The sequence below is a fragment of the Vibrio sp. 10N.222.52.C12 genome, assembly GCF_041474215.1.
In the GTDB taxonomy this organism is placed as follows: domain Bacteria; phylum Pseudomonadota; class Gammaproteobacteria; order Enterobacterales; family Vibrionaceae; genus Vibrio; species Vibrio crassostreae_C.
The window spans coordinates 45,130-71,972 of sequence record NZ_JBFRTR010000012.1 but is presented as its reverse complement, the minus strand read 5'-3'; the positions used below and the strand labels follow the sequence as shown (position 1 = coordinate 71,972).

Below are 26,843 nucleotides of genomic sequence, written 5' to 3'. Positions count from 1 at the left end.
TACCCGCACGGCCAGTACGTCCGATGCGGTGAACATAATCTTCTGCTTTAAATGGCATGTCATAGTTCACAACTTGTTCTAGCTGCTGAATATCAATACCACGAGCTGCCACGTCGGTTGCGATCAACGCACGAACTTTTCCTGACTTGAAATCGTCTAGGGCTTTTTGACGCGCACCTTGGCTCTTATCGCCATTGATTGATGCCGCTTTAATGCCGTCTAACTTAAGCTCTTTAACGAGAGCATCAGTGCCCTGCTTAGTCTTTGTGAACACCAACACTTGTTGCCAGTTTTTTGAACCAATCAAATACGCTAATAGCTCACTTTTACGCGACTTATCTACCGGGTAAACCATCTGTGTTACGGTTTCAGCGGTGCTGTTTTTTGGCGTAACTTGGATTTCACTTGGCTTCTGCATCATACGGTGTGCAATCGCTTTGATTTTGTTATCAAACGTTGCAGAGAAGAACAGAGTTTGACGCACTTCGTTCATGCGAGAAAGAATACGCTTGATGTCAGGCATGAAGCCCATATCTAACATACGGTCAGCTTCATCCAGTACCAGTACTTCCGTTTGGCTCAACATGATGTTTCTAGTGAACATGTGATCAATAAGACGACCAGGCGTCGCGACAAGAATATCTGCGCCACCGCGTAAGTTATCAGTTTGCACCTTCATGCTAACGCCGCCGTAAGCCACCACGACTTTAATGTCGGTGCCCTTTGCGTAGCTAGTTAAGTTATCGAAAACCTGTTGTGCCAATTCACGAGTTGGCACTAATACAAGCGCACGAACGAGCTTAGGGTTCGGAATAACGTTGTCTTTTGTCTCGATTAATCTTTGAATAATCGGTAAACCAAACGCAGCCGTTTTACCTGTACCCGTTTGAGCACCAGCCAGTACATCTTTGCCTTCTAATACCAATGGAATTGCTTGTTCTTGAACACTGGTAGGAGCCGTAAAATTAAGCTCAGACAACGTGGCAAGAAGATGCTCAGATAATCCTAGTTGGTTAAAAGATTTTGTAGATTCAGACATAGTATGATGCTCAAAGATTAAATAGGCGCGGATTGTAGCAAACCTGCATTACGCTGTTTACCTTTCCTTTTGATTTTTCTTCATTTGAAGCGCATTAAACTGCTTAGCTTCCTCTAAAACGTTGGGATAAAGCTCATTAAAGTGACACTGCAACGTATCATAGTGACGTTCGAGGTCATCGTAACATGCCTCGAGCATACCGAGCTTAGGCCTTCTCAACGCCATTCGCTGCAACACCACCTCTATAGATGACATGTCTTGATAGCTCTCTAACCATCTATGCTCAGCCATTTTCTGATGAACCATAACGAAATTTTCAGGCCAGTGTGGCTCTTGATGTTCAAAGATCTGCTCATGGCTATCTAAACAAAAACGCTCTAATGTCTGCTGTGAAAACTGATCCCAATGATTGGCTAAGCAGTGATCCCAAAATACATCGAGTGCGATAGGCGCAAAGCGTCGTGTTTGGTCTGAGAAAAGTGATTTTGCAGAACGAGATACATCATGACGATCAGTATAGCTATCAACAAATCGATGAAGCCTAATACCGTCAGAAAGGGAATCAGAATAGTGTTTATTAGGGTCGCCTTTAACAAAATCACCTAACAGGTTACCTGCTAAGTTGCTGTTACAGTGCTTGGCGATGTGAAGGTGTGCGAGAAAGTTCATTGAACCTCATTAAAGTATCGAGAACTAAGTAACATGGTAAACGTACTCGTTTATCTTCGCGAACTTTAATGAGGATAGTTTTGGTATGACGTGTGAGCGAATACGATTTGCTCAGTTTAGAATTGTTTGCTTTGAGAAGCTTTAGCTAAGAAAACTTTTAGCTTTAAAACGTTTCAGTTGAAACTGAATTAAAGATCTTAAAAGCTTAGTTCGAAGACTTGAAAAGCTCTTCTGCTAACTGTTTCACTGTCTGCTCATAGTCAGACAAATCAATGCCAATTTCCATAGCATCTAACAACTCTAGACTTTCGTCATTATAAGATTGGTCACTCATTGTGCCCCCTCTATTCCTTGATGTGGACATGATGTCCGATTAACTAGTGCACCATCTTGGACTTATATTATGTCACTTTGATGAACGCACTCTACTCTACCCATTCCATATTCATAGCTTAAAGCTACTCGCGATCATTAACGCTTTTTTGCGCTAAAGGGGTATACGCGAACGACATATGTACTGCCACCTTACACCAAGTACAACAAATTACTCTATAAATTTTGAAACCGATCATGGTCAAACGTTTGCTTTGCTCATTTGAATGCTGACACGCCCTTTGTGTAAATATTAATTTACAGTGGATGTTTTTAATTACAATAAGAATTGCATTTGGAATTAAATTCAATCAGAATACTTCAAAATCGAGATATTCTTTGGGTTTATGCGCTTAAACTAGAAGAATTACAATGAAAACACACCCTAACGTAAAGAATTATATACAATGAATAAATCAAAGGTTTTTGGTAGTACTTTGATCATTGCAGGCACAACCATTGGTGCTGGCATGCTCGCTCTTCCACTTGCTTCTGCAGGTATTGGCTTTTCAACTTCACTTTTCTTGATGCTGGGTTTATGGGCGTTAATGGCTTTTACTGCGCTATTAATGGTAGAGCTTCACCAATTCGCAGAATCTGACGCTACCCTACACACGTTAGCTCATACCATTTTGGGGACAAAAGGAAAGTGGATTGCGAGCTTCGCGGTGATGTTTCTTTTCTACGCTCTGTGTGCGGCATACATAGCTGGCGGCGGTGCGCAATTTAACCAACGAATTTCGGATATCGCGGGTATCGAACTTAATGCTCAAATCACCACGCTTCTATTTACCCTATTAGTTGCCGGCGTTGTTACGATTGGTACACACAGTGTTGATAAAGTTAACCGCGTTTTGTTTGGCTTAAAGCTTATCGCGATGGTTTTGGTACTCAGCTTCCTAGCGCCAAACATTACCTCTCAATACTTAATGAGCATGCCTTTACAGCAAGGCCTGATTGTTGCGGCTATTCCGGTTGTGTTTACCTCTTTTGGTTTCCACGGCAGCATCCCATCAATTGTTCGATACCTAGATGGTGACGTTCGTTCTTTACGTAAGGTAATGATTATTGGCTCGGCACTGCCTCTGGTTATCTACGTTTTCTGGCAAAGTGTTACTTTGGGCGTGATTAGCCAAGAGCAGTTGTTGTCTGACACAAGCTTGGGCGCGCTATTAGTCTCGCTATCGCAAACGGTTCATCAATCCAACCTAAGCGTGATCGTCGGTGTGTTTGCAGACCTTGCACTGCTGACATCTTTTATTGGTGTGAGCTTGGGCTTATTTGAATTCATGGGCGACTCACTGAACAAGAAACTAGGTAACGCAAAACGTGTTAAGACAGCTGCTATCACCTTCTTACCGCCACTGGGGTTTGCCTTATTTTACCCACAAGGCTTCATCATGGCTTTAGGCTACGCAGCCATTGCACTTTCAGTGCTCGCGATTCTGTTACCAACAGTGATGGTCTACAAGGTTCGTTACACTGATTTCTCTGTCAAACCACAATCTTCAGAAGCCAGTTACCAAGTGTTAGGCGGTAGCAAAGCGTTGTTTTTAGCAGGTAGCGTTGGCGTATTTATCATTGCGATTCAAGTTCTTATTTCAGTAGGGTTACTGCCTTCTTTAGGCTAATAAACCTATACAGAACTAATTTACTTGATTCAGATCTCATAAATGACATATCACTATCATTAATTTTCACAATTAGTCGATTGAAGTCACATTTTTATTGAGGTCGGTTATTTAGAGTCCACGGTAAAGGATTTACCGTGGAGTTTTTATGAAAGAAGTACAATTTCGAACGATAGACAAACTGTTTATTAAGATGTCGATCAACGACAAGTTTTGGGTCATTTTCTTAATCTTTTTTGCCGCTCTGGCAAGCCTAGCTGGACTGAACTACGTCAACAAAATGGAACACATTGACGTAACTGCAAAACAGCAGGTCGAGTATCAACTGCAAGGCATTTTATCAGCATCAGATTCCCCGGCATCTGTTCGCTCTGTTAGCCAGCAAACTCGCGCTCAACAAACCACTATTTCAAATAATGGTTCTGTGACTGCCACAGCACTCGCACAAGATGGCAACTACTACTCACTTACCGTTTCAACGAACGATATACAGAATCAAAAGCAGCAAGCACTGTACACTTTATTACTGAGCTTCTTGTGGTGTGTGCCTTTTGGTCTTTTCTGTTACTGGGTAGCGACTTTCCTAGGCGGCGCACTTTGGGTTCTTTATTCAACGACTCAAAAGATTGGTGATGGTGACTTAACATCACGCCTTGGCTTCCACCCTGGCCGTGATGAGTTCGGCACGATTGGTTGTGCGCTTGACCGTTCAATGGACACGCTTAGTGAGTTAGTCAACAACGTAAACCACAGTGCAGCAACGCTAAGCGAAACATCGGCTTCTTTCGAAACTGAGATGAAGCGCAGCGAAACACAAATCATGAGCCAAAATGCCTCTCTAGACTCTGTAGCGACAGCAATGGATCAGATGACAGCTTCGGCAAATGAAGTCTCTAACATCTCTGCACGCTCAACTGAACAAACAGAACAAGACGCGCAGCAAATCAACGATAGCCACGCGAAGGTTCAACAGGCAATCTCGGAAATCACCACCCTTTCTTCTTTGATTGAGCAAACCTCATCTTCTGTTACTAGCTTGAATGTGAATACGAGCCAAATTAACGAGGTCATCACGACGATCAATGCTATTTCAGAGCAAACTAACTTACTTGCTTTAAATGCCGCGATTGAAGCCGCTCGTGCGGGCGAGCAAGGCCGAGGTTTCGCTGTTGTTGCTGATGAAGTAAGAACACTGGCAAGCCGCACTCAGTCGGCTACTGTAGAAATCCAAGCGATGATTGAACGCTTACAGCAAGAGAGCCAAAATATCGCGAAGATCACCGAACAGACGGTTGACCAAGCGCAAACCAGTAGCCAGTTGATTTCAAACATTGGTCACGACGTAAACTCGATTGCAGATTCAGCTCAAGCACTAATGGACATGAGTATCCAAATCGCAACATCAGCCGATGAGCAAAGTAACGTTGCCAATACGATTGCAGCAGAGCTTAACGATATTCGAAGCCAATCCGATGTGATTAAAGACGTGGCTCAGAATTCTTCAAATGGCGTATCTAGGCTAACAGAAGCGTCGGTTTCTCTATCTCAGACATTGGCACGCTACCGAACTTAAGGATCAACTGGTGAACTAGCGGAGTGAATTGAAAACAAACTAATGAGGACTCGTAATGGGTCCTTTCTTTTTGGCTTTTGTTTAATAACATTACAAGAACCATGGTCAATAACGATGACATTATCAATTACCATGAAGCAAGTCGCAAAGGAGAGATTAAGAAGTGTCAGAACTGTCTAATATTCGAGCTTAGGAGTAATCTAATTGAACGGGTCTTTTTTCGCTTACCCCCTTGCTGCAGGTGACACATAATGAATAAAACAGAAACACCAAACACCGACGACATTGCATGCCCTTTATGCCAACACGACGAGTATCTGCTTTCAGAAAGTGGAGAAAAGTTTACTTGTGCATCTTGCGGTTTCCACACCAAACAATTTAGTAAGGTAGTCAGCCTTCAACTAAGCTCTACCCCACCAAAGCTGCAGAATTCGATATACCACCATTTGAGCAGTGCTTGCCATTAATCCAAACTGAAATTTCTTCTAAACTGTAGATATCCTGAGCCGCGAGTTCTGCTGAGTCGGCTTCGGGATCTACGATTGCTTCATCAATACTCGGGCGTAATCGAAACGATTGGATACCCGCGCGAACACCAGCCTCAATCCCTTTCAACGTATCATCCACGTAGATGCACTCATTTGGCAGAAAGCCCATGTTCATGGCCGTGTACATGATTAGATCAGGCTCTGGCTTCCAGCTGTTAGCATCAAAAGCTGAGAACACTTTGCCTTTGAAGTCGTCTAGCATGCCTGTCATCGCCAATGAAGATTCAACCCTAGATTTCGGTGCATTGGAAGCAATACAAAACTCGATGTCTTGTTGTTTGAGGAATTCAATAAGTTCGATAGCGCCATCCATCGGTTTTAAATGACGCTGGAACAGTGCTTGTAATTCATTGCGATATAACGGCTCAAGTGTATCAATCGAGATAGATAACCCAAGACGTTCTTGTGTATCCATTAAGATGTCGGCTAGCTTCCCGCCTTGAAAGTGCGCATAGCAGTCGTTGACGTTTAGCTCCGCTCCAAAGCCAGTGAAAACGTTCACCAAAGCTTGGCAGCACAGCTTTTCACTATCGATAAGTGTTCCGTCACAATCGAAAATCACACATTTAGTCTGTTCTAACCGCATAGGTATCTCACTCAGATTGAATCCAAGTTTTATCCTATAGTGTTCTTTCAATGCGCGAGATGATTGAGGTAACAGTTTGCAGATACAGGCTTATTTCTCTTCGCGAAATATGGAGTTGATCACTTTATCGCTCGACATAAGCAACAGTTTTCATCAAATTAGCCCAAATTCTACGAAATCAAATGCTGCGAGGTTTACATAAGCGACTCAATTTCAGGGGAAAATATAAATCACTACTTTCTAGCCGGATCGTGATGAATAGATAAAAAATAAGACTTATAGGCTACTCAGATAAAGCAACGGTTAGCTAACAACCGACTCTTCTAATACCTTTGCTTCAATAGTAGGTGCAGACGCATATTCTATAGTTCCAGTATCGGGATACGAATCTCGGATAGCGACAAACTCGGGTAAGTGTTTCAGTAGCAATTTAGTTAGCTGAGGATCAAACTGGTAGCCACACTCTCGCTCGAACAAATCGACCACCATCTCTAATGGCCACGGTTCTTTGTAGCAACGTGCACTAAGGAGCGCATCAAATACATCGGCTACAGCTGTGATACGAGCAAACAAGTGTATTTCATCCCCCACTTTGCCATTCGGGTATCCAGCACCATCCCAACGCTCGTGATGTTCGTTAGCAATGATTGCTGCGAGGTTGGTAATATCACCCGCTCCGCTCTTCAGTAAGTTATAGCCAGCCGTAGTATGAAGCTTCATCACCTCCCACTCTTGGTCGGTTAATTTCCCAGGTTTATCCAAGATCGATTCAGGGACAGAAATCTTACCCACATCGTGCATTGGGCTGATGATCTCAATCATCTCGACCTCACGATGGCTCAAGCCACGATACTTCGCTAGCAATGCAGACAGCTTGGCTACACGCTTAACGTGATTACCTGTTTCGCCAGAGCGGGTTTCAATTGCTTCTCCGAGAACATGAATCATATCCTTTTGGATATTCAAGGTCTGTTTCTGAAGCTTTAAGATTCGTTTGTTCTTATTCGCCAACTCTTTCTTTTGGCGCAGAGTAACGAATTGCATCAAGATGACCAGGCTTAAACCCGCAATCACCATCGACAGCCCCAATAACAACTGGAAGTTTTTGCGAATAAAGGACGAAGGCTCATTAATGAAAACCGCTTCATCAGGTAACGCGTTTGCACTAATCCCGTATCGCTTCATTGCAGGGTAATTGAATACAAAACGTTTGTTGTCTCCGGGAGTTAACGGTGTAGTAAAACCAAGTGGAAGGTATTTATCCAACGCATCGACGGCCTGTTCACCCATGCTTTGTGAGTGATTAACGTAACCACCGAGTACATCACCCGAAATATAGAACTGCCATAAAGCAAACACCGGAGCAGCACTCGATTTTGACAACGTATCCGCAATCTCTTGGTAAGTGTGATAAACCCCTTGCTTTAACTCGGTGTTGTAATGACTGAGCAATACCGCATCGTCCGCAGAGATCCCTTCCAAAAATTGGCTCGTATGCTCCAGCGACAAGTCTCGAATTTCTACGAGATTGATATTTGAAAATTCAGCCATCATTTTGTTCATTTCTTTATGAATCAATTCAGACGTGACACTGTAATCATTTACAAAATAGAGATTCTTTAGATTAGGTCTTAATTTGGAGATCAGCTTAATATTAACGTCTATCTGATCGTTCTCGTAAAGCACAGTTGCTCTGTCAGACACCGCGTACATGTCGGTGCTGAAATCATTGATGCCGGCTGCAACGACAGGTGTGGAGCGATCAATCAAATTAGGCAGAGATTCAAGAAAATTGGCTGCGTTATCGTCCGTCGCAATTACGCCATCAAATTTATAACCTGCATACTTCGCACGTAAGTAGTTCGCGAGAGAGTCGTAATACTCTGGGCTGTGGACACGCTTTGAATCCAAATACTCTATTGAGAGTTTAACTTCGGTTTGAGACTGGCTGAACGCACTGTCTATCCCTTTTTGGAAGTCAGCAGTCCATTGATAAGAAGGTTCGTATGAGTGTAAAAGTAGGATGCGTTTAATATCCCAGTCGTTAGCAAAACTGAGTGAAGAATAAGCGCTAACACATAATACAGCGATTGATATCAATAGCTTGTACAGACAATACCCTTTAAATAAGACGGGGTATTGTACTTAGATTAACGCTTTGTCAAAGAATCTTTAGTTCTCGATCCATACTTTATCGCAAGAAGCATGATCTTGTGCCCAAAAATCGTGTAACTGCTTAGCAAAGTTGTTGATACTTTGACCATTTTCAGCAACGACATCCGAGATCAATAGGGAACCATCCGCTTCTGTGACGATAGCGCTCGCCACAACTTCACCGTTTTGAGTACCAATATATAATACATGATCGTCAGAAAGCATAATTTGGCTCAAGAACTCAAGCATGTGTGCCCTTTCGATTTCATCTTGGTAAACGCTTGCTTGGTTGAGTGAAAATAGCACGGTCAATTTATGGAAATCGACTTTATGCAGTTCATCAATTTGGGAAGGAGTTTGATCTTGTGCTAGGAGTTGGTATGTCTTGGATGGAAGTTTGCTTTGATAAAGTTCACGGCCGAGGAGGCTCTCTTTTGCGGGGTAAGCAATATCGAGCTGACTAAATAGCCATTGGTTTTTCTTGTGTGCAATTTCAGGTATTTCGTTATTCATTCTTTTAGTACCTACGGTTAGTATCCCCAAATATCGCAGTTATTTGGAAGACATACGGTCGGCTGAGGTGCCGAGCTACAAGCAGAGAGCATACAGAGCATGACCAAGGCCAACAAGTACTTTAAATGCTTCATATTTTTCATTATCCAACAACATCCTTTAAGAACTTAACGAAAAGCTCTACACTCGTATCCAAGCTTTCAATATCCTTATAGTAAACAGAACTATATAAATAAAAAGGACTTCTTATGAAAAAAGCCTTAATAGCAGCAGGTATCGTGACAATGTTAGCTGGCTGTTCGGACAACGAGGTTGGCGACGTCTCACTGGGTTTCTTCACAATGAAGGATATCAAGATGTCTTCATTAGATGACGATAAGATCGCGGGTGTTACCTGTCATATCGCATCAATCGAAGCAAACCTTAGCCTTTCTGATCCAAGTGATAGCTCTATATCTTGTCGTCAAACAGGTGAAATTACACCAGAAATGATTGCTCAAATAGACAAGAGTAAGTCTGGCGAAGTGGTATTCAAGCAATCGAAAAGTATCTTCTTTAAAACAATGAAGGTTCGTCGTATCTACGATGCAGAGAATCAATCGCTACTTTATTTGTCTTACACCACCAAAGAAACGGAAGGCAGTTTCAAACATAGCCTTTCAACTGTTCCACTTTGGGGTACAGAGGCTTACGTTGATCCAGCGACGTTAGTACAGCCAACCGAGTAGTTTCAAACATATAGTTAGTTGAATCACCTGTACAGACATTGTGCAGGTGATTCAAAATGTAATAAAAATGAAAGAAACAGAAACAAAATGTGATATCATGCGGCAAAATTTTTTCACTGTATTTTTCATATGAAGTTTCCTGGACAGCGTAAATCTAAGCACTACTTTCCAACTCACGCACGTGATCCGTTGGTCAACCAAATTCAACAAACGCCTAAGCTTCACCGCGCAACGATTGTGGGTGTTGGCCAAACGATTGTTGACATCGAAGCCCGTGTTGACAACGCGTTCCTAGAAAAATACGAGCTGAGTAAAGGTCACTCACTGGTATTGGAAGAAAGTAAAGCAGATGCGCTGTATGAAGAGTTAGTAGAGCGCGGTTTGATCACGCATCAATACCCTGGCGATACTATTGGCAACACACTGCACAACTATTCCGTACTTGCAGACAGCAAATCTGTCCTGCTTGGCGTAATGTCTAAGAAGATCGAAGTTGGCTCATTTGGTTATCGTTACCTTTGCCGCACTTCTTCTCGTATGAATCTAAACCACCTTCAAACTGTTGATGGTCCAATCGGTCGTTGCTACACGCTTATTTCTGAAGATGGCGAACGTACGTTTGCAATCAATGAAGGCCACATGAACCAACTTCTTCCAGAAAGCATTCCTGAAAAAGTGTTCGAGAAAGCGTCTGCATTGGTTGTGTCGTCATACCTAATGCGTGGCAAACCTGAAGATCCGATGCCAAAAGCGGTACAAAAAGCGATTGAATACGCGAAAGCGCACAATGTGCCTGTTGTACTAACACTTGGTACTAAGTATGTGATCGAAGGCAACGCTGAATGGTGGCAAGAATACCTGAAAGAAAACGTAACTATCGTCGCGATGAACGAAGATGAAGGTGAAGCACTAACGGGTGAAAAAGATCCTCTATTGGCTGCTAACAAGGCACTTGAGTGGGTTGACCTAGTTCTATGTACTGCAGGCCCTATTGGTCTATACATGGCAGGTTACACTGACGAACCAGCGAAACGCGAAACCACACTGCCATTGTTACCGGGTAACATCCCTGAGTTCAATAAATACGAATTCAGCCGTGCGATGCGTAAGCAAGACTGTAAAGACCCAGTAAAAGTGTACTCTCACATTGGCCCTTACCTAGGCGGCCCACTTGAGATTAAGAATACCAATGGCGCTGGCGATGGTGCACTTTCAGCACTACTTCACGACATGGCAGCAAACAGCTACCACCACGTGAATGTACCAAACTCAGAGAAACACGAGCACGCTTGTCTGACGTACTCTTCACTGTCTCAAATTTGTAAGTACGCAAACCGTGTAAGCTACGAAGTGTTGACTCAGCACTCTCCTCGCCTTTCTCGTGCACTGCCTGAACGCGAAGATAGCTTAGAAGAAACATACTGGGATCGTTAATCGGCCATATTAGGTAGTTACCTCTTAGAGGTTAACGCCAAGTGAGATTACCCATTCCTTGAAGGGCTGCTATATGCAGCCCTTTTTGTATTCAACGCCAATATAATTGCAACTGAAGGTAATCAGAACGAATATTTTGCTCGTTTAAGATTTGATCTCGCGCAATGACTCTTTAGATCTGTTATCTTCCAGCACATAATTCGTGTGGTTTGCCTTTACTTGGCAAATTTATACAGTACTATCGCCACGCAAACGTTTACGTACCGCCTTTCGGTTCTGATATAAGGATCAAATATGCTGTCTGATATTGATATTTGTCGCTCTACTCCCCTTAAAAACATCAGTGAGGTTGCCAAGCAAGCTGGCCTGCACCACAACGAACATCAGCCATTAGGGCAATTCAAATCTAAAGTGTCTCTCACGTCACTTGAACGCCTCGCCAACCAACAAGATGGTAAATTAGTCGTAGTCACGGCGATCACACCGACACCTCTTGGTGAAGGCAAAACCGTCACTACTATCGGATTAGCACAAGGCCTCGCAGAGATTAACCAATCTGCAATGGCCTGCATTCGCCAGCCTTCAATGGGTCCGGTATTTGGTGTAAAAGGTGGCGCTGCGGGTGGTGGTTACTCTCAAGTTGCCCCTATGGAACAATTAAACCTGCACCTGACGGGCGATATTCATGCTGTTACGGCCGCTCACAACCTCGCCTCTGCCGCCATTGATGCACGTTTGTATCATGAACAACGGGAAGGCTTAGAGGCGTTTGAAGCGCGTTCTGGCTTAAAAGCCTTGGATATTGACCCAAGCAGAATCGTTTGGCGACGTGTACTTGACCACAATGATCGCGCACTACGCATGATCACGGTTGGCAAGAACGAAGCAGACAAAACAATTAACGGCTTTGAGCGAGAAGATGGATTTGATATCTCAGCTGCTTCAGAGCTAATGGCCATTCTTGCTCTAGCCAATGACCTTCAAGATTTGAGAAAGCGCATCGGACGAGTGGTACTTGCCTACAACAAACAAGGCTTGCCGTTGACCGCAGATGACTTCAACGTTGCAGGCGCAATGACCGTAACCATGAAGGATTCTATTGAACCAACATTGATGCAAACCCTTGAAGGCGTTCCTACACTAATTCACGCCGGGCCTTTCGCGAACATCGCACATGGTAACTCTTCAATTATTGCCGATAAGATAGCGTTAAAACTGAGTGACTTTGTCGTGACCGAAGGTGGTTTCGGCTCAGATATGGGCTTTGAAAAAGCGTGCAACATAAAAGCAAAAGCGTCGAACAAAAAGCCCGATTGCGCTGTGGTTGTTGCAACATTACGTGGATTAAAGGCCAACTCTGGTTTATACGATTTGAGACCCGGCACTCCATTACCAGATTCAATTTTTAATGATGACCAAGACGCGCTAATTGCAGGCTTTGAGAACCTAAAATGGCACATCAACAACGTTAAGCAATACCAAGTGCCTACAGTTGTTGCGATTAACCGATTCCCACAAGACTCAGCTCAAGAGCTCGATGCTTTGAAACAGATGATCACCGACTTCGACTCAAGCGTTAACGTTGAAGTAAGCGAAGCATTTGGTCAAGGTGGCGAAGGCGCGACTCAACTGGCTCACGCTGTAGTCAAAGCTTGCCAAAAACAGAGTGAATTTAAGCCTTTGTATCACTCAGAGCAAAGCCTAGAAGAAAAGCTGATGGCAGTTGCTGAAGTTGGTTATGGCGCGGCAAGTATTTCGCTATCTCCACTGGCTAAAAAACAACTGGCTGAATTCAAACTGCATGGCTATAGCGACCTATCAGTTTGTTTGGCAAAAACACCACTATCGATCTCGACAGAAGCACACGTAAAAGGTGCACCAACCCAATTTGACGTGCCTGTTAGAGAACTAAAATTGTGTGCTGGTGCTGGCTTTATTTACGCGTTGTGCGGCAATGTAATGACCATGCCAGGCTTGCCTGACAAACCGGCGTTCATGTCGTTAGATATTGATAGTAATGGAAATATCGTCGGCCTAAGCTAGCTGCCCTTAGTTAGATAATCGGCAATTAATCGCGATTAATTTAGCTTAGGTTTCGGAGCAGTGTTCTATATTGAGCAATCATTTACTAACGAAGTGATTGCTCAACAATCAAGCTTAACTGCAAAAAGTTGCACTTAAATCGTAGTTATATGCGAATCTTGTCTTAACTTCTGGGTCAAGATCACATTAAAAACCCTATAAAATATATAGTATTGCGCTGATTCTTTGAGGACAGTGATGAATACAAGTATAAAAAAACTAGTCAGCCAATTTCTATGTACCATCTTTGCCCTAGGACTAGTCCCTGCCCTCTACATTAACTCTGAATTTGACAGGGTTGAAGCTCAGCACACGCTAAATATCCAACAGTCCAGCCAGAACCAGATCGAATACAGCTTTCATGAACTCGCTGTTATTGTTGAGCAAATCTCTAACTCTGTTCCGTCAATCGCCGACTCTCAAACACTACTCCGAGCGATTCGAGAACCTTCTATTATCCATAAAGAAACCCTGCAAGATCTTTGGGTGATGTTAGCTCGTGGCCAAAAATACTATTCCCAGCTTCGTTATCTCGATCTAGCCGGCAACGAAGTGTTCCGCGTTAACTACAAAGACGGTCGAGCCACTGTCGTCCCCGAGAACGAACTGCAGAACAAATCTTCTCGAGATTACTACCAGATGCTTCAGAAATTAGAGATTGGCGATGTCAGATCCAGAGGCATTGACCTAGAAATGGAAAATGGAGAAATCATCCACCCGTTAACGCCGGCGCTTCGCATTATGACGCCAGTCGCTGAAGGGAATCGAATTATTGGTTACTTCATTGCAAATCTAAACATGCTAGAGATTTACAACCGCCTTCATTACCAAATTGGAGACTCAGATGCAGTCCCGGTCATTCTAAACAAAACTGGTCATGTCATCATGGGCCCTGACCCAGCTGAATCATTTGGGCATGTGATTGAATCACGTTCAGACAAGACATACGCAAAGCTATACCCAGAGCTTTGGAAAGACATTCAAGACAACTCTTCGTCTAGCTATTTCGATGGTAAGAACTGGTATTTCCACTCGGACATCAGCCCAAAGATAAAGCAGTTTGCAGGCCCTATTTACATGGTTCTTCACATTGAGAATCAGCATTTCAGCAGTCAATACCGACAAGAAAAACAAGCGATTGTCGTTCAGATCATCACCTTGTCTTTCTTGATTTCGATGATCTCCGCTGGCTTTGTATTGTGGAACAGTAACCACAAGAAGAACAGTATCGATAGTCAACTGGCTAAAGCCGCGATGAATGGTATGTCTGCCTTAGTGATTACCGACAGAAACAACCGTATCATCAAGGTAAACCAAGAATTCACCCGTGTTAGTGGCTACGAGTTAGAAGACGTAAAAGGCCGCCAACCATCCATGTTTGCCTCTGGTCGCTACAACGAAGAGTTCTACATCAAGATGTGGAGCATAATCACTAAGACTGGGGTATGGGAAGGCGAAGTGGTCAATCGCCGTAAAGACGGATCTTTGATCACGGAAATATTGCGAATCCAAACCATTAAAGACTCGAAAGACGTGATTCAGTTTTATGTCGCTTCATTTGTGGATATCAGTAAACACAAAGAGCTAGAAAACAAACTGAGAAACCTGAGCGAAAAAGATGCCTTAGCTGGGTGTTGGAACCGCCGTAAGTTCGATCTTGAGCTGAGAGATGAGTGCTCTCGTGTGAATCGATACCCTACTCGCGAACACTCTTGCTTAGCGATCTTGGACATAGACTATTTCAAACGCATTAACGACAGATTTGGTCACGATTATGGTGATCGCGTCATTCAAACCGTTGCTGAGGTATTACAACGTGAGTGTCGAGAAACTGATTTTGTGGCTCGCATTGGTGGTGAAGAATTTGGCGTTATTCTGCCTCATACCACAACTGAAGAAGCTGAATATGTGCTTAACAGATTGAGAATCGCAGTCAATATTGAGCTCGACAACGTGGTGACGGTCAGTGGCGGAATCACCAACCTGACCAACGACCCTACTCTCAACTACAAGTGTGCGGATTTAGCACTCTATGAAGCCAAAGCCGCAGGTCGAAACAGTGTTTGCCTGTTCCTAGACAGCGAAATGAGCGAAATCGCCTAACAGAAAATCAGTATTGTTCCGCTAGGCTATCAGTTTGGCGGTTTAACAACCCAATCCTTTCAATCAGCTTGGTGCTGGATAGAACTCTAACTTTTTCCCTTCTACCACCAGAATACAATCCATGTTCGCAGCATGAGCAGCCTGCTTACCTAAGTTCGTATCTTCAAACACAACACACTGCTTTGGCTGTAATCCCATACCAAAACACGCATCTAAGAAGGTATCCGGATTTGGTTTGTGATTCTTCACATCTGTTGCTGTCACTAGGATATCCAGCTTGCTCAAAATATCTGTTTTGTCCAACAACTGTTCGGCACTTTTACGTTGACTGCCCGTTCCTACTGCAATCTTCTTGTTACCCAGATGCTCTAACAACAGAGAGTGAGTACAAGGGATAACGTCTCCTTTGTCTTCAATAGCCGCAAACGACGCCATTTTAAACGTAGAAACCGCTTGTGGGTCGAGCGATAAACCGTATTTGCTGTTCACCTCACCGGCTATCTTATAACTCGGCATGCCACCTAAACTATGTAGCCAAGACGCTTCAAAATGAAAACCAAACTCTTCAGCCGTTTGCTGCCACGCCTTTACATGTGCAGGCATTGTATCGATCAACGTACCGTCCATATCAAAGATTAATCCTTCATATGCCGTTAAATCTATTTTCATCACTACTACCACTCTTTAATAAAGTTACTGATACCATAACCAATATTCAGTATCATGGCGCCATATTACCGTTCAAAATGGATGTTTATGTTACAAATATCTAATTCTGTTTCGATTCAAGACTGGGAACTTCAGTTAACAGCGATCAGAGCACAAGGAGCCGGCGGTCAGAACGTCAATAAAGTATCGAGCGCGATACATTTACGTTTTGATATCAAGCACTCTACCCTACCTGACTTCTATAAAGAAAAGCTCCTCGCACACAAAGATAGCCGCATCACCAAAGACGGTGTGATTATCATTAAAGCGCAACAGTATAGAACTCAGGAACAAAACCGAGATGATGCTTTAGTGCGCTTGAAAGAATTGATCTTGGAAGCGACAAAGGTTCAAAAAGTAAGACGAGCAACTAAGCCGACGCGTGGCTCTCAGAAAAGACGTTTAGAAAGCAAAAAACAAAGAAGCACCACCAAACAGCTGCGTGGAAGAGTGAGCTGATGGCTTCATGCCCTCAGAGAACACATTACCCTAGAAGTATCTGTCAATTTGACTAACGAATCGATCTATTACGCTGTTTATTTGAAAGAAAGACTACTGCTTCTTTTTGACCGACAAAATCAGCTTGATCAACAACAGGCGCTCTTCGCTGGTCAGCAGACGACTGACCGCAGCTACATCTTCCGCTGTTACTTGTGATGCGCCAACAATATCAAGCACCACATCCAAATCCGTCACTTTTAAGGTTCTAGTGATTGAACGATACTGAGACATCTTGATGTCCGCCTCTCCGCGTTCAATCCTTTGATAGGTTTTTAAGCTCATTCCTGCACTCGAGGCTAACTTTTCTTGAGACAAGTTGGCTTGTTTCCTACGCTCAATCAGCGCCAATATTATGGGTTCTTGTGACATAAGCTCATCCTCAAAAGACAGTTATGTCCTAAATTCAGCAAGAAGCAGACCATATTGACTTGTGATGGTTTACATAAGCCATCAAAGGCATATTATTCGCTTGATAAAACCGTTACGTTTCATAAACCTTCACACTGATATCAGTTGTGAACGTACGGCTAGGTAACTTGAGTATTCAAGTGTTGGGAAATTAGAAAAATTGCAAATTGCGAATAAGAAAGACGTCATATTGGAAATTGCGAATCGTTATAAATTGGCATTTCCTTGCATTAAGCACGCATTAGAAACGGACAATGCCCGCTCCGAAATTATTGCAGTGCAGCATAGGCTACTCACTTACAAAGAAGTGCTGCTGCACGGAAGTATGTTGGAAGAGAAAGAATTGAAGCAGGCCTTTTCTGCTCTGAACCAAAATGAAAAAGGTGTCGCACAAGGCGGTATTCAAAGCATCAACGACGCAGTTAAAGAGATGGATGAGATTGTCGAAAGATACAGCAGAAAAGCGTCTACTGAATTCTGTGCCTAATCTATTAATATCAACGAGTAGCGCAACCTCTCGATGGCTTAAACAAACAGAACAAAACAAAAACGGCCAGTCATAGTTGAATGACTGGCCGTTTGTTTAACTAACATGAAGACATGGGTATCTAACGAGACATCGCTCTTCTAAGCCCACCGAGTAACATCAACGCGCCTAGCAAACCAAACGACACACTGCCTCCTGAGCCAGATGAGCTTCTACCAGCATAAGCAGTACGTTTCGCGTCTGTTGATACAAACTTAGCAGTTTCAGTACCAGCAATAACACTGTCGATCCAATCTTTGTAGTCGTAGATTTCTGTAAATACCGACGTTACTCTTGAGTTACCACCACACGTTTCAGGACCAAAACTGGTGATCCCTACTTGTCTGTAAATCGAACCATCCTTCCAGTAAACAGGACCGCCAGAGTCACCTTGACAAGTGCCACCATACAAGCCAGAAGTACCCACATCTCCAACGAAACAAATTTGATTCTCTGTTAACTCATCACCAGCAGCGAATACATCCTTACAAGTCGCATTGACAACATAATTGAGGTCGGCTTTTTGTAATAAAGTGGTTGCGTCAAAGCCAGTGCGCGTATCTCCGTGCCCCACGGCAACAAAGTCGTTTGCGACATTACGATACGTCTCATCAGAGGGGCGCTGCACAACATCGTTAATTGAATCGATGTTTAGTGCACTTTCAAGTTTTAGAATAGCAACATCATTACGCAATAGATCGCTCAGAGCATTTGAGTAATCACTACGATAATATACTTCAGCCACGCGTGCTTTCTGGACAATGTTGTTAGGAAATTGGGAAGTGTCTTCTAATTGAGGGACGACGACAGTAAACAACTGAGCATTCTCATCACCATAAATACAGTGTGCAGCCGTTAATATATGAGTTGGATCTAAAATTGTCGCACCACAATATGGCCCAGTTGAGTAGACACCATCATATTCAATTCTATCGATGAACAAGCTCGCCATTGAAGGGAATTCAGTTACCGAAGCACCGCTACCATTCACAATATAAGGTGTTACACCCACATCAGGAGTACTTTCGACCGTGTTTTCCGTTGCCATAACACTTGATGTGTAAATCAATGGCGCTAAAAGCCCTAAAACGGCTTTACGAACCGGACTCATTTTATGGTTTACGTTCATAGTTAACTCCTTGTAACCCCTACTACTTATTTACAAAAATGATGAATCGCCACCATAACACGTCACAACCGTGATTATAGTAAGTATTTGTAACGATATGGCGACATCTCTCATTTTATAAACGAATTTTAAGTAACCGTTGTTAGTGGGTAACGCTAAACCTTATACGCTCGCAAAAACATACGCTACCAAAAACAAAAAAGCCTACCGTTAGGCTTCCCAGTAAAGAGAAGCAAACAATAGGCTTTCATTTAACTTTGTGGTTTCTCTTAAAAGAGATTAGCCACGGTAGTAACGTTGAGGTACGAATGGCATTTTTTCTACTGTCATAGGTAGCTTCTTGCCACGAACTTCAGCGAATACTTCAGTGCCAATAACCGCTAGGTCAGTACGAACGTAAGCCATAGAAACAGGCTTGCCCGCGTTAGGACCCGCAGTACCACTTGTTACAACGCCAATTTTGTTGTCTTCAGCATCGAACAGAGCAGCGCCTTCACGTACTGGTGCTTTAGTCTGACCAACAAGACCAACACGCTTGCGTTGAACGTCTTTAGTCGCGATTTGCTCAAGGATGATATCAGCGCCAGGGAAACCGCCTGCACGTTCACCGTCAGTACGACGCACTTTTTGAATTCCCCATAGGAGGCTAGCTTCGACTGGTGTTGTTGTTGTATCTAGATCGTGACCGTACAGACATAGACCACACTCAAGACGAAGTGAGTCACGAGCACCCAGGCCAATCCACTCAACTTCAGCTTCTGAAATCAGCTTACGCGCTAGTGCTTCAGCGTGATCGTTCGGTACAGAGATCTCGTAGCCATCTTCACCCGTGTAGCCACTGCGGCTCACGATGCATTCAACGCCATCGATATCGACTTTTTGAACATCCATGAACAGCATATCTGCAACGCTTGGTTGGAAACGAGCAAGAACTTCAGACGCTTTAGGGCCTTGAAGTGCTAATAGAGCGCGGTCATCGATCACTTCCATCTCTACGTCAGCCGGTAGGTGCGCAGTAAGGTGGTCGATATCTTGTGTCTTACAAGCCGCGTTCACAACAACAAATAGGTGATCGCCTAGGTTCGCAACCATAAGGTCATCCATGATGCCGCCCTGCTCATTAGTAAAGAAAGCGTAACGCTGTTTACCAGAAGGAAGGTCGATAATATCCACAGGAACCAAAGATTCTAAGACAGCAGCTGCGTTTGCACCATGTAGACGAAGTTGCCCCATGTGAGAAACATCAAAAAGACCGGCAGCGTCACGAGTGTGTAAGTGCTCTTTCTTTACACCTAGTGGGTACTGAACTGGCATATCGTAGCCAGCGAAAGGAACCATTTTCGCACCCTCTTCAACGTGAAGTGCATGCAGTGGTGTTTTTAGTAGGTCTTGATTAGCGTGTTCTTGAGTCATTTTATTCTCCATGAAGCGTTGCAGGCTGTCCAAAATCGAGTCTGCCGCTTATATCTCTATTTAGAGTCGCCTCTAACGATACGGATTAACGTTAGAAACAGTAGATAGTAAAAAGTGATGTCTTTTATATAGGCTTATATTGTTAGCTTTATAAATCTGAATAGCTGTACAAATCCCATACAACTCACTTTCTAAGAATTCACTTCAGTAAACTTCAATCAACATGAGTAAACCGTGTTCACTATAATAAACAAGCCTGAGTGAGTTTTACACCCTTAACAAGATTAAAACAGCTCAAAATGTGACATTTAACAATTTAAAAACAATTTATAGATGCATACAAAAACGCGATATTGATGATTTTCACATCAATATCGCGTCTGTTGCCTAACGTTCGAAACAAAAGCAAACGTTTGCATTCACTATAAGAAATTCTAAGTTTGTTAACTTATTTTGCAGTCACCCACAAAATAAGTGCATCTTCTGTACTGGTAGAAATCAGCATGTGGCCCATATTAGCATCGTAATACATGCTATCGCCTTCGCTCATTGGCACAGGTTCGTAGAATTCTGAATAGAACATCACATCGCCAGAGATGATCATTAAGAACTCCTCACCGTCATGACGCACCCAATCATTATACTCTTCAAAAGTACGTGCTCTTACGCGGCTCTTAAACGGCATCATCTTCTTATTAGAAAGCTCAGTCGCAAGCAGCTCATGTTCATAAGTCGGTGTTGGGTGTGGTTTACCTTGGCCTGCCTTGGTTAAATCGCGACGTCCTGTTGCCACTTTTTTTCTCGGTGGCTCAAAGAGTTGAGGCATATCTATTTGCAAACCCATCGCTAATTTTTGCATAGCCTGAAAGGTTGGTGAGATCTGTTCATTCTCGATTTTGCTGAGCGTAGAACGCGCCAAGCCAGTTCTTTGGCTTGCTTCTTCTAGCGTGATCCCAAGCTTGCCGCGGATATCTTTAATGCGCTGGCCAAGCCTAAGTGGCTCTATATTCTGGTCTAACGTTTCTTTCGCCAACGTTAAAGATGGGTACTCATCATAAATGTCTTCTGACATAGGTCCCTCATTATTTTCTTACTTCCTGTCTATTCATTTCATTGTTGCATGAAGCGCTTTGTTGATTAAAGAGCACACAGAGAAATAAAGCGTGCTCCCCGTAGCAAAACAAGAAAAGTTGTTTCCTATTGGAAATTTTTGTTGAAAATTGATTTTATCGGAGCTATGTTATCGACTTGTTAGATGAAGAGATGCTACTTCAGCTTGCAGCAAATGATAGATTTAACATTTGTAAGAGCTGTTTTTTACCCGAACTTTTTGGGAAACAATTCGTGCTGCATTGACCCTACAACGATCGCTTAGACGCTGTAAGAGTATATTTATAACGCAATTCACGTTTATCTATACCTATATAGCGCAAACGATACCGATGCAGAAATCAACGTAAGACCTAATGGACTATAAAAACAATCACCATTAGCTTAATGAAAGGTCTCGACAATGAACGCTTACCAAAACCATAGCTTAGACAGTTTTTTCTCTACAAACCTATCTGCGACTGACGACGCAGTATTTGCTGGAATCCAAGCAGAGAACACTCGTCAAAACGAACAAATCGAACTTATTGCTTCTGAGAACATCGTTTCTAAAGCAGTAATGCAAGCTCAAGGCACTTGCCTTACCAACAAATACGCAGAAGGCTACCCAGGTCGTCGTTACTACGGTGGTTGTGAGCACGTAGATACAGTAGAAGCTATTGCGATTGAACGTGCTAAGCAGCTGTTCAAATGTGAATACGTAAACGTACAGCCTCACTCTGGCGCTCAAGCGAACGGCGCAGTTAAACTTGCCCTACTTCAACCTGGCGACACTATCCTAGGTATGTCTCTAGACGCTGGTGGTCACCTTACACACGGTGCGCGCCCTGCAATGTCTGGTAAGTGGTTCAACGCAGTTCAATATGGCGTAGACCGCGACACACTTGAAATCGATTACGAAGCGGTTCGCGCTTTAGCAATTGAAAGCCAACCTAAAATGATTATTGCTGGTGGTAGTGCTATCCCACGCGTTATTGATTTCGCTAAGTTCCGAGAAATCGCTGACGAAGTTGGCGCTATCCTAATGGTCGATATGGCACACATCGCGGGTCTTATCGCGACAGGTGCTCACCCTAGCCCACTACCACACGCACACGTTGTGACTACAACAACGCACAAAACACTTCGTGGCCCACGCGGCGGCATGATTCTGACTAACCACGAAGACATCAACAAAAAGATCAACTCTGCAGTGTTCCCTGGCCTTCAAGGTGGCCCATTAATGCACGTTATCGCGGCTAAAGCAGTGGCGTTTGGCGAGGCACTTGGCCCAGAATTTAATACTTATATTGATTCAGTGATCGACAACGCAAAAGTTCTTGCTGAAGTGTTGCAAACTCGCGGTTGTGACATTGTGACTGGCGGAACAGACACGCACCTAATGCTGGTTGACCTTCGTCCTAAGGGCTTGAAAGGTAACGTAACTGAAGAAGCATTAGAGCGTGCAGGGATCACATGTAACAAAAATGGCATACCATTCGACTCAGAGAAGCCTATGATTACCTCTGGCATTCGTTTAGGTACGCCAGCTGGAACCAGTCGTGGTTTTGGCACTGAAGAATTCAAACTTATCGGTGAATGGATCGGCGATGTTCTTGACGGCTTAGTTGAAAGCCCTGAAGGCAACGCTGAAGTTGAGCAACGTGTTCGCAAGCAAGTTAAAGAGCTTTGCAAACGCTTCCCTCTTTACCGTTAAACCGTTTTTAAGATTTAAATTAAAACCTCATAAATTTTTGGAGAATAAGCAATGGACAATACACTAAAGTTTGCAGACAGCCACGAGTGGGTAAAAGACAACGGTGACGGTACTGTAACTATCGGTATCTCTGAGCACGCTCAAGAGATGCTAGGTGACGTTGTGTTTGTTGACCTGCCTGACACTGACGACGAAATTGAAGCTGGCGAAAGCTTCTCTCTAGTTGAATCAGTGAAAGCTGCTTCTGATATCTACGCACCAATCTCTGGCGAAATCGTAGAAATCAACGAAGAATTAGAAGATAGCCCAGAGCTAATCAACGAAGAACCTTATGAAGGTGGTTGGATTGTTAAAGTGAAGATGTCTGATGCGTCTGAACTAAACAACCTTAAAGATGCGGAAGAATACCTAAGCTCTATCGAAGAAGACTAATAGGTAACCTCATTACGATAAAGCTGCTCTTTTGAGCAGCTTAATTTTAGGGGCTAGCTCACGGCTCCAGAGAGAAAGTAGAACATATCATGACTGAATTACTTCAAAGCCAATTACTGAAAGACTTGGGTACACAAAACGAGTTTGTTACTCGTCATAACGGCCCAAATAAAGCAGACCAGCAAAAAATGCTTGAAGCGATCAACGCGACTAGCCTAGACGCACTGATCGACGAAACGGTTCCTGCACAAATCCGTCTTGAAAAACCAATGACACTTGCTGCGCCACTGAGCGAAATGGACATGCTGACCTCTCTAAAAGAGATCGCTAACCTAAACCAAGTGAAACGTACTTTCATTGGCCAAGGCTACTACAACACATTCACTCCAAACGTTATTCTACGTAACGTTTTAGAGAACCCAGGCTGGTACACAGCTTACACACCATACCAACCAGAGATTTCTCAAGGTCGTCTTGAAGCTCTACTAAATTACCAACAAATGGTAATGGACCTTACAGGTATGGAAATCGCGAACGCGTCTCTTCTTGACGAAGCGACAGCGGCTGGCGAAGCAATGACACTGTGTAAGCGTGCTGGTAAAAGCAAGAGCAAAGTATTCTTCGTTGCTGACGATGTTCACCCTCAAACACTAGAAGTTGTTAAAACTCGTGCTGAGTACATCGGTTTTGAAGTAATGGTTGGCGCTCTTGAAACACTTCCAGAGCAAGACGTATTTGGTGCGTTAGTTCAATACCCTGGTACAACAGGCGAAGTTCGTGATCTAACAGACATCATTGCGAAAGCTCAAGCAAACAAGACTCTTGTAACGGTTGCAACTGACCTACTTGCTTCTGCTCTACTTAAGCCAGCTGGCGAAATGGGCGCAGACGTAGTAATCGGTTCAGCGCAACGTTTCGGCGTTCCTATGGGTTACGGCGGTCCACACGCTGCATTCATGGGTACTCGTGAAAAGCATAAGCGTACAATGCCAGGTCGTGTAATCGGTGTTTCTATCGATACTCACGGTAACCAAGCGCTACGTATGGCAATGCAAACTCGTGAGCAACACATCCGCCGCGAGAAAGCGACATCGAACATCTGTACAGCTCAAGCACTTCTAGCAAACATGGCGTCTTTCTACGCGGTTTACCACGGTGCAGAAGGCCTACGTACTATCGCTCGTCGTACACACCACATGACAGCTATCCTAGCGGCTGGCCTGACTAAAGCGGGTTACGAGCTAACAAACAACAGCTTCTTCGATACCATCACAATCAACTCTGAAGAGAAGACAGATGCACTGTACGCGAAAGCACAAGCAGCAGACATCAACTTGCGCCTTCTTAAAGGTAAGATCGGTATCAGCTTAGATGAAACAACCACAGTCGACGACGTGAATGCCCTATTCGCTATCTTCGACGTAAAAGAAGACGTTCAAGCGCTATCTTCTGACATTGCATCAAATGAGTTTGCGGCAATTCCAGAAAACTGTCGTCGTGAATCAGAGTTCCTAACTCACCCAGTGTTCAACACGCACCACAGCGAAACGCAAATGATGCGTTACCTAAAACAGCTTGAGAACAAAGACTTCTCACTAACGCACGGCATGATCCCACTGGGCAGCTGTACGATGAAGCTGAACGCTGCTGCTGAGATGATTCCAGTAACATGGCCTGAGTTTGGTTCAATTCACCCATTCGCACCTCTAGAGCAAGCGGCGGGTTACACAGCACTAGCAAAAGATCTTAAAGAGAAGCTATGTGAAATCACCGGTTACGAAGATTTCTCACTACAGCCTAACTCTGGTGCATCTGGCGAATATGCAGGTCTAATCGCAATTCAACGTTACCATGCAAGCCGCGGTGAAGCTCACCGTAACGTTTGTCTGATTCCAAGCTCTGCGCACGGTACTAACCCTGCTACAGCATCAATGGTTTCAATGAAGGTAGTGGTTGTTAAGTGTGATGAAGATGGCAACATCGACATGACAGACCTAGCAGCGAAAATCGAGAAGCACAAAGAAAACCTATCAAGCATCATGATCACTTACCCTTCTACGCACGGCGTATACGAAGAGCAAGTGAAAGAAGTGTGTGAACAAGTTCACGCAGCGGGTGGTCAGGTTTACCTAGACGGCGCGAACATGAACGCTCAAGTAGGTCTAACTTCACCTGGCTTCATCGGTTCAGACGTATCTCACTTGAACCTACACAAAACATTCTGTATTCCACACGGTGGTGGCGGTCCGGGTATGGGTCCTATCGGTGTTAAATCGCACCTAGCACCTTTCCTACCGGGTCACATCGAAAACGGTGTACAAGGTTCTGACTACGCAGTATCAGCAGCAGATCTAGGTAGTGCTTCAATTCTACCTATCTCTTGGGCTTACATCGCAATGATGGGCGAACCTGGCCTAACAGACGCAACGAAAGTAGCGATTCTGAACGCGAACTACGTGATGGAAAAACTACGTCCTCACTACCCTGTTCTTTACCGTGGCACTAACGGCCGCGTAGCGCACGAATGTATTATCGATATTCGTCCACTTAAAGAAGACACAGGCATCAGCGAAGAAGATATTGCTAAGCGTCTAATGGACTTCGGTTTCCACGCACCTACTATGTCTTTCCCAGTAGCTGGCACACTAATGGTAGAGCCAACTGAATCAGAAGATTTAGAAGAGCTAGACCGTTTCTGTGAAGCGATGATCGCAATCCGTCACGAAATGGCAGCAGTGAAAGCCGGTGAATGGCCACTAGACAACAACCCTCTAGTGAACGCACCGCACACTCAAGTTGACCTTTCAGGCGCAGAATGGGATCGCCCTTACTCTCGCGAACTGGCTTGCTTCCCATCGAAAGCAACGAAGAACTCGAAGTACTGGCCTACTGTTAACCGTGTAGACAACGTATACGGCGACCGTAACCTAATCTGTTCTTGCCCAAGCATCGATAACTACGAAGACTAATTCGTAGCGACGCTAAGCGATAAAACATAATAAAAGGCGAGCCAAGTGGTTCGCCTTTTTGTTTTCTGAAATTCAACGTCAACAAATGCATTGACCTTACCGTAAGGGAAAGGTTTAAGGTTGAACTGAACCAACACTGAATTAGGAATCAATTATGGGATGTTGTAACAAAGCCCCAAAAGGTGGAGCCCCTCTTGCCTTGCTTCTAAAAGTAACGCTTGTGATTGGGCTATTTGTGTTTCTATTGGCTCTGTGGCAGTAGAGTTTTTTAGTTTCAGACTAAGAGTAGATGTTGGCTCCGTAATAGTTTGTTATATCTCGACTCAAAGTGAATTTTTATATTCGGGCAGATTTTTAAGAACTTGGTAAGTATGATAATACTGAATTTGCATTCTATACTTACAAATAAGACTCTTTCTTAAAGTTTCTGCTCTTACGGGATAATCACTCGCTATAAATGCCACAACCTTTTGTTTTAATGACGGATAATTATTTATACTTTCAACAGCTTTTTCAATT

At 43.7% G+C, this 26,843-nt stretch carries 22 protein-coding genes; 11 read left to right on the top strand and 11 right to left on the bottom strand.

Translation table 11 applies throughout. The features are described from left to right. The 3 genes from AB4623_RS02935 to AB4623_RS02925 form a co-directional block, all read right to left on the bottom strand. Positions 1–1,039, bottom strand: a 1,039-nt coding sequence (locus tag AB4623_RS02935) for a DEAD/DEAH box helicase (protein WP_372050165.1), incomplete at its 3' end; no start/stop codon positions are given. A gap of 57 nt (positions 1,040–1,096) precedes the next feature. Continuing rightward, positions 1,097–1,708: an ACP phosphodiesterase gene (locus tag AB4623_RS02930; protein ID WP_017059830.1), complete on the bottom strand. Its 612-nt coding sequence runs from the start codon at positions 1,706–1,708 to the stop codon at positions 1,097–1,099. 205 nt (positions 1,709–1,913) lie between these two features. Then, positions 1,914–2,042: a hypothetical protein gene (locus tag AB4623_RS02925; protein WP_017059831.1), complete on the bottom strand. Its 129-nt coding sequence runs from the start codon at positions 2,040–2,042 to the stop codon at positions 1,914–1,916. A 445-nt stretch (positions 2,043–2,487) separates the two neighbouring features. Between AB4623_RS02925 and AB4623_RS02920 the strand changes: the two genes are divergently transcribed. Both AB4623_RS02920 and AB4623_RS02915 read left to right on the top strand, forming a co-directional pair. Continuing rightward, a complete protein-coding gene (locus tag AB4623_RS02920; protein WP_102393231.1) occupies positions 2,488–3,711 on the top strand; it encodes an aromatic amino acid transport family protein in 1,224 nt (407 codons plus the stop codon). 148 nt (positions 3,712–3,859) lie between these two features. Next, on the top strand, positions 3,860–5,284 hold the full coding sequence (locus tag AB4623_RS02915) for a methyl-accepting chemotaxis protein (protein WP_017064641.1): 1,425 nt from the start codon (positions 3,860–3,862) through the stop codon (positions 5,282–5,284). Positions 5,285–5,692: 408 nt separating this feature from the next. On the opposite strand, the gene AB4623_RS02910 is transcribed toward AB4623_RS02915, so the two are convergent. The 3 genes from AB4623_RS02910 to AB4623_RS02900 form a co-directional block, all read right to left on the bottom strand. Further along, entirely contained in the window at positions 5,693–6,418 is a 726-nt protein-coding gene (locus AB4623_RS02910; RefSeq protein ID WP_017059834.1) for an HAD-IA family hydrolase, read from the bottom strand. Between the two features lie 303 nt (positions 6,419–6,721). Next, positions 6,722–8,530 carry an HD domain-containing phosphohydrolase gene (locus AB4623_RS02905; RefSeq protein ID WP_372145729.1) on the bottom strand — a complete coding sequence of 603 codons (1,809 nt, stop codon included), beginning with the start codon at positions 8,528–8,530 and terminating at the stop codon, positions 6,722–6,724. Between the two features lie 60 nt (positions 8,531–8,590). Further along, a complete protein-coding gene (locus AB4623_RS02900; RefSeq protein WP_017064644.1) occupies positions 8,591–9,085 on the bottom strand; it encodes a hypothetical protein in 495 nt (164 codons plus the stop codon). Between the two features lie 248 nt (positions 9,086–9,333). Here AB4623_RS02900 and AB4623_RS02895 point away from each other — a divergent pair, with 248 nt between their 5' ends. The 4 genes from AB4623_RS02895 (at position 9,334) to AB4623_RS02880 (ending at position 15,432) form a co-directional block, all read left to right on the top strand. After that, entirely contained in the window at positions 9,334–9,813 is a 480-nt protein-coding gene (locus AB4623_RS02895) for a CreA family protein (protein WP_017064645.1), read from the top strand. A gap of 129 nt (positions 9,814–9,942) precedes the next feature. Continuing rightward, on the top strand, positions 9,943–11,247 hold the full coding sequence (locus AB4623_RS02890; protein ID WP_372135551.1) for an inosine/guanosine kinase: 1,305 nt from the start codon (positions 9,943–9,945) through the stop codon (positions 11,245–11,247). 294 nt (positions 11,248–11,541) lie between these two features. After that, positions 11,542–13,290, top strand: a complete 1,749-nt coding sequence (locus AB4623_RS02885) for a formate--tetrahydrofolate ligase (RefSeq protein WP_017059839.1) — start codon at positions 11,542–11,544, stop codon at positions 13,288–13,290. Between the two features lie 237 nt (positions 13,291–13,527). Beyond that, the gene (locus tag AB4623_RS02880) at positions 13,528–15,432 is read left to right on the top strand and encodes a GGDEF domain-containing protein (RefSeq protein WP_102331910.1); all 1,905 of its coding nucleotides are present in this window, start codon (positions 13,528–13,530) and stop codon (positions 15,430–15,432) included. A 63-nt stretch (positions 15,433–15,495) separates the two neighbouring features. On the opposite strand, the gene AB4623_RS02875 is transcribed toward AB4623_RS02880, so the two are convergent. Then, positions 15,496–16,101, bottom strand: a complete 606-nt coding sequence (locus AB4623_RS02875) for a beta-phosphoglucomutase family hydrolase (protein ID WP_102331909.1) — start codon at positions 16,099–16,101, stop codon at positions 15,496–15,498. 87 nt (positions 16,102–16,188) lie between these two features. Between AB4623_RS02875 and arfB the strand changes: the two genes are divergently transcribed. Beyond that, positions 16,189–16,599 (top strand): alternative ribosome rescue aminoacyl-tRNA hydrolase ArfB, encoded by a 411-nt coding sequence (gene arfB, locus AB4623_RS02870; RefSeq protein WP_017059842.1) that lies wholly within the window; start codon positions 16,189–16,191, stop codon positions 16,597–16,599. Positions 16,600–16,692: 93 nt separating this feature from the next. On the opposite strand, the gene AB4623_RS02865 is transcribed toward arfB, so the two are convergent. After that, positions 16,693–17,010: a helix-turn-helix transcriptional regulator gene (locus AB4623_RS02865; RefSeq protein WP_017059843.1), complete on the bottom strand. Its 318-nt coding sequence runs from the start codon at positions 17,008–17,010 to the stop codon at positions 16,693–16,695. A gap of 199 nt (positions 17,011–17,209) precedes the next feature. On the opposite strand from AB4623_RS02865, the gene AB4623_RS02860 reads away from it, so the two are divergent. Then, on the top strand, positions 17,210–17,536 hold the full coding sequence (locus AB4623_RS02860; protein WP_372145725.1) for a hypothetical protein: 327 nt from the start codon (positions 17,210–17,212) through the stop codon (positions 17,534–17,536). 121 nt (positions 17,537–17,657) lie between these two features. On the opposite strand, the gene AB4623_RS02855 is transcribed toward AB4623_RS02860, so the two are convergent. The 3 genes from AB4623_RS02855 to AB4623_RS02845 form a co-directional block, all read right to left on the bottom strand. Further along, positions 17,658–18,704, bottom strand: a complete 1,047-nt coding sequence (locus AB4623_RS02855) for a trypsin-like serine protease (RefSeq protein WP_372145723.1) — start codon at positions 18,702–18,704, stop codon at positions 17,658–17,660. A gap of 279 nt (positions 18,705–18,983) precedes the next feature. Next, positions 18,984–20,117, bottom strand: a complete 1,134-nt coding sequence (gcvT, locus tag AB4623_RS02850) for a glycine cleavage system aminomethyltransferase GcvT (protein WP_372145721.1) — start codon at positions 20,115–20,117, stop codon at positions 18,984–18,986. 448 nt (positions 20,118–20,565) lie between these two features. After that, the gene (locus AB4623_RS02845) at positions 20,566–21,189 is read right to left on the bottom strand and encodes a helix-turn-helix domain-containing protein (protein ID WP_017064652.1); all 624 of its coding nucleotides are present in this window, start codon (positions 21,187–21,189) and stop codon (positions 20,566–20,568) included. 441 nt (positions 21,190–21,630) lie between these two features. Here AB4623_RS02845 and AB4623_RS02840 point away from each other — a divergent pair, with 441 nt between their 5' ends. From AB4623_RS02840 to gcvP, 3 genes are all read left to right on the top strand, one after another. Beyond that, entirely contained in the window at positions 21,631–22,923 is a 1,293-nt protein-coding gene (locus AB4623_RS02840; RefSeq protein WP_017064653.1) for a serine hydroxymethyltransferase, read from the top strand. Positions 22,924–22,974: 51 nt separating this feature from the next. After that, positions 22,975–23,355, top strand: a complete 381-nt coding sequence (gene gcvH, locus AB4623_RS02835; protein ID WP_017064654.1) for a glycine cleavage system protein GcvH — start codon at positions 22,975–22,977, stop codon at positions 23,353–23,355. A gap of 89 nt (positions 23,356–23,444) precedes the next feature. Continuing rightward, a complete protein-coding gene (gcvP, locus tag AB4623_RS02830) occupies positions 23,445–26,324 on the top strand; it encodes an aminomethyl-transferring glycine dehydrogenase (protein WP_372145719.1) in 2,880 nt (959 codons plus the stop codon). Positions 26,325–26,843: the final 519 nt, after the last annotated feature.